General features: G+C 71.9%; 6 protein-coding genes. 4 read left to right on the top strand and 2 right to left on the bottom strand.

Translation table 11 applies throughout. The features are described from left to right. Positions 1-378: 378 nt before the first annotated feature. From PHA29_RS03445 to PHA29_RS03430, 4 genes are all read left to right on the top strand, one after another. A complete protein-coding gene (locus PHA29_RS03445; protein WP_270848109.1) occupies positions 379-1,107 on the top strand; it encodes a response regulator transcription factor in 729 nt (242 codons plus the stop codon). Beyond that, positions 1,104-2,783, top strand: a complete 1,680-nt coding sequence (locus PHA29_RS03440; RefSeq protein WP_270848107.1) for a sensor histidine kinase — start codon at positions 1,104-1,106, stop codon at positions 2,781-2,783. The genes PHA29_RS03445 and PHA29_RS03440 overlap by 4 nt, the downstream gene beginning before the upstream one ends. 2 nt (positions 2,784-2,785) lie before the next feature. Beyond that, complete coding sequence (locus PHA29_RS03435) at positions 2,786-3,592, top strand: TVP38/TMEM64 family protein (protein WP_270848105.1); 807 nt, start codon at positions 2,786-2,788, stop codon at positions 3,590-3,592. Between the two features lie 124 nt (positions 3,593-3,716). Continuing rightward, positions 3,717-3,869, top strand: coding sequence for a hypothetical protein (locus PHA29_RS03430; RefSeq protein WP_270404927.1), 153 nt, complete (start codon positions 3,717-3,719; stop codon positions 3,867-3,869). 192 nt (positions 3,870-4,061) lie between these two features. Here PHA29_RS03430 and PHA29_RS03425 read toward each other — a convergent pair whose 3' ends face one another. Together PHA29_RS03425 and galE are read right to left on the bottom strand one after the other, a co-directional pair. Continuing rightward, positions 4,062-5,069: a polyprenyl synthetase family protein gene (locus PHA29_RS03425; protein WP_270848103.1), complete on the bottom strand. Its 1,008-nt coding sequence runs from the start codon at positions 5,067-5,069 to the stop codon at positions 4,062-4,064. A 154-nt stretch (positions 5,070-5,223) separates the two neighbouring features. After that, complete coding sequence (galE, locus tag PHA29_RS03420) at positions 5,224-6,282, bottom strand: UDP-glucose 4-epimerase GalE (protein WP_270575396.1); 1,059 nt, start codon at positions 6,280-6,282, stop codon at positions 5,224-5,226. Positions 6,283-6,489: the final 207 nt, after the last annotated feature.

The raw sequence follows: 6,489 nt of genomic DNA, 5'->3' as shown, positions 1-6,489 counted from the left end.
GCGGGCCCCCCCCCCCGCCACAGGTCGGCACGTGCGAGTTCAACATAGAAACGATGCGCGCCGCGGTCGGGGCCGTCCGGTCATGTCGGGGCTCCGGCGGCGGGGTGCCGGCTATGGCGGTGCCCCGTCGGGGCGCGCCCGGCCGGGCCGCCCCTGCCGGAGGGCGCGCCGCGGCTGGGGCCGCACGTCGGCGCCGCCGGGCGGCGCGCCCTGTGGTGCGCGGTTGAAAACATACGCCGACCATCCGGATCCGCGATGGAGCCGAAATAATTACCGATAGGTAGGAAGTTTGTTGACAGAGGCCTGCCACCATATGACGTGGAAAGATGCGCGCCCCCGCGCGCGGGCGCTCGGAAGCCCGATCTTACGGGAGGAACGATGGCTCATACGGATCGGCTGCTCATCGTGGACGATGAGGCGGCCATCGCCTACATGCTCGATGAGTTCTTCCGCATGGAGGGGTTCGGCACCGCGGTCGCCACGAGCGGCCCGCAGGTCCTCGCCGCCGTGGAGGCGTCCCTGGCGCCCGCCGGCCGCCCCTTCGACCTCGTCCTGCTCGACGTGAACATGCCGGGCATGGACGGCTTCGAGGTCTGCCGGCGCATCCGCGCCCAGGTGAGCTGCCCCATCATCTTCCTGACCGCGCGCGTCGAGGATGCCGACCAGCTCGACGGGTTCGCCGCGGGCGGGGACGACTACGTGCTCAAGCCGTTCTCCCTGCCGGTGCTCGGAAGCCGCGTGAAGGCGCATCTGGCGCGCGAGTCCCGCCGCGACGACTCGTCGGTGCTCGTCCGCTTCGACGGCGGCGTGTCCATCGACTACGCCCAGCGCACGGTCGAGGTGATGCCCGCCGACGGCGGCGAGCCGTGCGGACTCGACCTCACGCGCACCGAGTTCGACATCGTGGCGCTGCTCTCCAAGAAACCCGGGCGCGTGTACGACCGGACCTTCATCTACGAGCAGGTCTGGGGATGGAGCGCCGATGGGGACCCGGCCATCGTCCGCGAGCACATCAGGCGCGTGCGCAAGAAGTTCGCCGAGGCGGGCGCGGGCATCGACCCGATCGAGACGCTCTGGGGCGTCGGCTACCGCTGGGGCGCGCGATGAGCGCCCGGTCCCCCCGCCGCCCGCTCGAGCGCCTGCGGGCCTGGTGGCGCGGCCTGCCCATCATGCGGGCGTTCTTCTGCTTCGTCGCCATCTGGGCGGTCGCGTCCCTCGCCTTCTCGCTCGCCACCATCACCGTGCTCATGGAGGCCTTTTACCGCATCGACGGGGAGGCCCGCGCCTCGCGTCTGGAGGTCAACGGTGGCCCCTACATCTACGATGCGCGCAACGACGAGCTGGTGCCGGCGTCGGCGATGGACCTGAACGGGACGGACCAGTTCGTCTTCATCGGCTTCACGGACTCCTCGGTGCTCAACGGCTCCTCCGTCGACGTCGTGATCGCCGGCGGGTGGAACGACGGCGTCCGCGTCGGCTACGCGACCATGGACATGGTGCGCACCGACGACACCCTGACGGTCTACGACTGGGGCGGGAACTACACGGAGGAGGACTACATCGAGGCGGACGGGAACCCCTACCGCGATGATCCGGTCGACCCGGACGACCTGGCGGCCTACGATGCGCGGGAGCGCGCGACCCGCGTCCGCAACGACCAGGTCATCGCCGAGGGGAGCCTGGGCGAGGGCATGCTCGTCTCGAACGTGGGCTACTACGTCTCGCAGGACGACGGGGCCTACGCCACGGGCGCCGGCATGGCGCTGAGGATCGCCGCCGGCCTGTCCCCGTTCCTGTACCTCGGCGTCTTCGCGATCGCGCTGTTCCGGCGCTTCTACCGCACGCGCCTGGAGGCCCCCTCGGACGCCCTGCGCATGGCGACCGACCGCGTGGCGCGGCAGGACCTCGACTTCGAGATGCCGCAGGTCGCCGGGCGCGAGCTGGGAGGCCTGGCGAGGGCGTTCGAGCGTATGCGGGCGTCCCTGGTGCGCTCGCAGCGCGAGCTGTGGCGCACCGCGGAGGAGCGCCGCCGCCTGAACGCCGCCTTCGCCCACGACCTGCGCACGCCGGTCACCGTGCTCAAGGGCACGGTGGAGATGGCGCAGATGCGCGCCGAGCACGGGGAGGCCCCGAACCCCGATGCGCTGCGCACGATCGCCGGCCAGGTGGGGCGGCTCGAGTCGTACGCCACGGCCATGAGCGGCATCGCGCGGCTCGAGGACCGCAAGGTCGTCCGCTCCGAGGTCGACGCCCCGGAGCTCGCCCGGGACCTGGCCGGGCAGGCCCGCGCCTACGTGTCCGCCCGCGCGCCGGAGCTCGCGGTCGATACGGATGCGGTGCGGCTCCCCGAGGGCATGCGCCTGCTGGTCGACCGGTCCCTGGTCGAGGAGGTCCTCGACAACCTGCTCAGCAACGCGTGCGGGCATGCGGGGGAGCGGATCGAGGTGTCGCTCGCGCTCGAGGACGCCCCCGTGGCCCCCGGCGCCGATTCCGCCGGGGATGCGGCCGCCCCCGCTCCCGACGGCTGCCGCCAAGACGGCTCCGGGACGGGGGAGGGGCCCCGCAGACTGCTGGCGCTGCGGGTGTCCGACGACGGGCCCGGCTTCACCCCCGAGGCGCTGCGTCGTGGATGCGAGCCGTTCTTCGGCGAGGCCAAGAGCGCCGAGCACTTCGGCTTGGGGCTGAATATCGTCCAGACGCTCGCCCGCCTCCACGGGGGCGCGGTCGAGCTCGCGAACGCCGACGGCCGCGGCGCGGTCGTCACGGTGAGATTCGAGGTGTGACCATGTACGAGGATTTCGACAACCGTTTCGAGGCGGACGGCGGGGCCGGGGCCGGCGCGGCTGAGCGCCTGCCCGCAGGAGGCGTCCCGGCGCCCTCCCCGCGGCGGGAGGCGCCCGCGGACCCCGATGCCGGGCTGCGCCGCGCGCGGGTCGCGGTGGTGGCCGCGACCGTGCTGGCGCTGGCGGCGATAGGCATCGCCTGCTGGCGCTACGTCCCCCAGGCGCTCGCATGGCTCGCCGACGCCGGCGCGGTGCGCACGTTCGTGGCGGAGCACGCGGTGCTCTCACGCCTCGCCATGGTGGGCATCAACATGCTGCAGGTGATCCTCGCCTTCCTGCCCGGCGAGCCGATCGAGCTGGCGAGCGGCTACGCGTTCGGCTTCCTCGAGGGGACGCTGCTGTGCCTGGCGGCGAGCGCGCTCGCGCGCAGCCTGATCTACTGGACGGTGCGCGCGTGGGGATGGAGGGTCGTGGGGCTGTTCTTCGACCGCTCGCATCTCGAGCGCTTCCGCTGGCTGCAGGACGCGCGCCGCGTGGAGCTCGCGATGTTCGTGGTCTTCCTCATCCCCGGCACGCCCAAGGACTTCCTGACCTACTTCGCGGGGCTCACCCGCATGCGGTACCCGGCGGTGCTGCTGATCTCGACGGTCGGCACGATCCCCTCGGTGGTCACCTCGACGGCGGCCGCCTCCGCCTTCGGCAGCGGCGACTACGGGCTCGCCATCGCCGTCGTGGCGGTGGCGGCGGTCCTGCTCGCCGCGGGCACGGTGCTCTATCGGCGCCACATGGCCCGCACGGCGGGGAGGTAGCGGCGGTGGGGCCGCGGCGCCGGACGCCGCGGCTCGGGGGCAGCGTGCTGACGGGGGCTTTACGCCCCCTTTTCATTGGGGGCGTAGACTGGAGGTCGCACGCCGTGTTGAGAGGTGATGAGAGATGCTGAAGAGCCTGGGTGGGGTCATGGTGATGGAGGACGGCCGCGAGGCCGAGGTCACGCCGCTGCGCGAGGACCGCGGCGCCCTGGCGTCGCTCGCGCTGTTCGCCGTGGTCGCGGCGGCGCTCATCGCGCACAGCCTGCTGTTCGCCTGACACGCGGAGTCCCCGAACGGATGACGGGCCCCTCCGACGCGGTCTCGAGCGCCGCGGCGGAGGGGCCCGTTCCATGTCGGCGGGAGGCGGCGCGCGCCGGGGCGGCGCGAGGGCGGTCCCGGATGCCCGCCGCTCACACGGTCCGCCGCCCGCGCGGCGAGCGGCCCGTCGAAGCGGCCCCGGGACCCAGGCCTACCTCAGGCGCTCGACGAAGAAGTCCGCCATGGCGAGCAGGAGCTCCGCGCACCGCGCGTCGAGCGCGATGCCGGCGAGCGTCCGCTTGGCGCGGGCTATGAGGGCGAGCGCGCGGTCGCGGGCGAAGGCGATCGACCCCGTCTCCTCGAAGATGCCGACCGCCCGGTCGAGGTCCGCCGGGTCGGTCGTCCCGCTCGTCAGGAGCCCGACCAGCTCCTCGCGGCGCTCTTCGCACCCGAGCGCGTGCACGGCCACGAGGGTGCGCTTCCCCTCCGTGATGTCGCTGCGGAAGTCCTTGTCGCCCGCGTCGCCGATGAGGTTCAGCAGGTCGTCCTGGATCTGGAAGGCGAGGCCGGTGTCCAGGCCGAAGCTGCGCAGCGCCTCCACCTGCTCCTCGGTGCCCCCGCCGATGATGGCGCCCACGGCCAGCGGCACCGCGCCGCTGTAATGCGCGGTCTTGAGGGTCGCCATGACGAGGTAGTCGTCGACGGTGATGTCGAACCGCCCGTCCTGCACCCACCCCAGGTCGAGCGCCTGGCCCTCGACCGTCCGCTGCATCATGGCGGTGAGCTCGCCGATGACGCGCAGCTTGGTGGCGTCATCGAGCCCGCGGTCGCGCAGGACCGCGTCGCACGCGAGCGTGAGGTCGTAGTCGCCGCAGTTGATGGCCCGACCCACCCCCTCGGTGAGGTACATGCAGGGCTTCCCGCGGCGCAGCCGGCCCTTGTCGGCGATGTCGTCGTGGATGAGGGCGGCGCTCTGGAAGTGCTCGATCGCGGCGGCCGCGCTGCGGGCGCGCGCGGGGTCGCCCCCGGTCGCCTGCGCCGCCAGCATGCAGATGAGGGGGCGGTGGCGTTTCCCGCCGTTCTCGCTGAACTCCCGAAGCGGCGCGTAGAGGTAGGCGTCGAGGTCCGCGTCGTCGGTCCTGTCGACGAAGAAGGCGTCGAGGTACGCGTCGAGGTCGCGGTGGTGCTCGGCGAGGTATGCGGCGAAGGCGTTTGCCATGGCCCCTGCTTTCTGCTGGAGGTTGCCGAAAAAAAGACGGAGCCGCGCGGGCTCCGTCCCATGATACCGGCAAGGCGGGGGCGGTATCAAACCCCGCGCACCCGGGCCCCTCGGCATCCGTCCGGACCGAGGGGCCCGGTCCCGTGCGCCCCGTTTACGCCGTGGCGAAGCCGTCGGGGTTCTTGGACTGCCAGTTCCAGGAGTCGCGGCACATGTCGTCGATGTCGAACTCGGCGGTCCAGCCCATCTCCTCGCGCGCGCGGGTGGCGTCGCACCAGTTGGCGGCGATGTCGCCGTCGCGGCGCGGGCAGATCTTGTAGGGGAGCTCGCGACCGCATGCCTTCTCGAAGGCATGGATCACGTCGAGCACCGAGGAGCCGGTGCCGGTGCCCAGGTTGAAGATGCCGACCTCCTCGCGGCCGTTCATCCACTCCAGGGCGCTCACGTGGCCGCGCGCGAGGTCGACCACGTGGATATAGTCGCGCACGCCGGTGCCGTCGGGGGTGGGGTAGTCGTCGCCGAAGACGTTGATGCACTCCCGCTTGCCCACGGCCACCTGGGCCACGTAGGGCACGAGGTTGTTGGGGATGCCCTTGGGGTCCTCGCCGATCAGGCCGCTGGGATGCGCGCCGATGGGGTTGAAGTAGCGCAGCAGCACGACGTTCCACGCGGGGTCGGCGGTGTGCAGGTCCATGAGGATCTGCTCGATCATCCACTTGGTCCAGCCGTAGGGGTTGGTGGCGGGCTTCTTGGGGTCCGCCTCGGTCACGGGCGGGTTGTCCGGGTCGCCGTAGACCGTGGAGGAGCTGGAGAAGATGATGGACTTGCAGCCGTGCGCGCGCATGACGTCGCACAGGGTGAGGGTGTTGCCGATGTTGTTGCTGTAGTACTCGAGCGGCTTGTGGACGCTCTCGCCCACGGCCTTGTAGCCCGCGAAGTGGATCACGCGGTCCACCGGATGCGCGTCGAAGATGCGATCCAGGGCGGCGCGGTCGTTGACGTCGGCCTCGTAGAACGTGAGGTTGGCGGCCGCCTCATCGCCCACGATCTGCTTGATGCGCTCGATGGCGACGGGGCTCGAGTTGGACAGGTCGTCGACCACGACCACCTGGTAGCCGCGCTCGAGCAGCTCGACGACGGTGTGGGATCCGATGAACCCGGCGCCGCCGGTCACGAGCACGCAGGTGTCTTGGGGCGAGAGCTTGTCGGTCATGGGAAACGCTCCTTTCGATGCGCCGTTCCGCGGCGCGGTCTGGCAGCAGTATAGCGCCCGCGCCCGGGGGTCGGCCGCCGGGCGCGCGGCGTCCAGAAGGGCGACAGAGCTGAACAGCGCGCCGCCGCTCGGCCGTTCGGGTGGGCGGCGCGGCGGAGCGCTGCGGGCGTCGAGGGGGCCGCAGCGGCCGGATCGCGCGCCGTACCG

The sequence above is a fragment of the Candidatus Collinsella stercoripullorum genome (assembly GCF_027669965.1).
GTDB lineage: Bacteria > Actinomycetota > Coriobacteriia > Coriobacteriales > Coriobacteriaceae > Collinsella > Collinsella stercoripullorum.
This window is presented reverse-complemented; position numbering and strand designations above follow the sequence as displayed.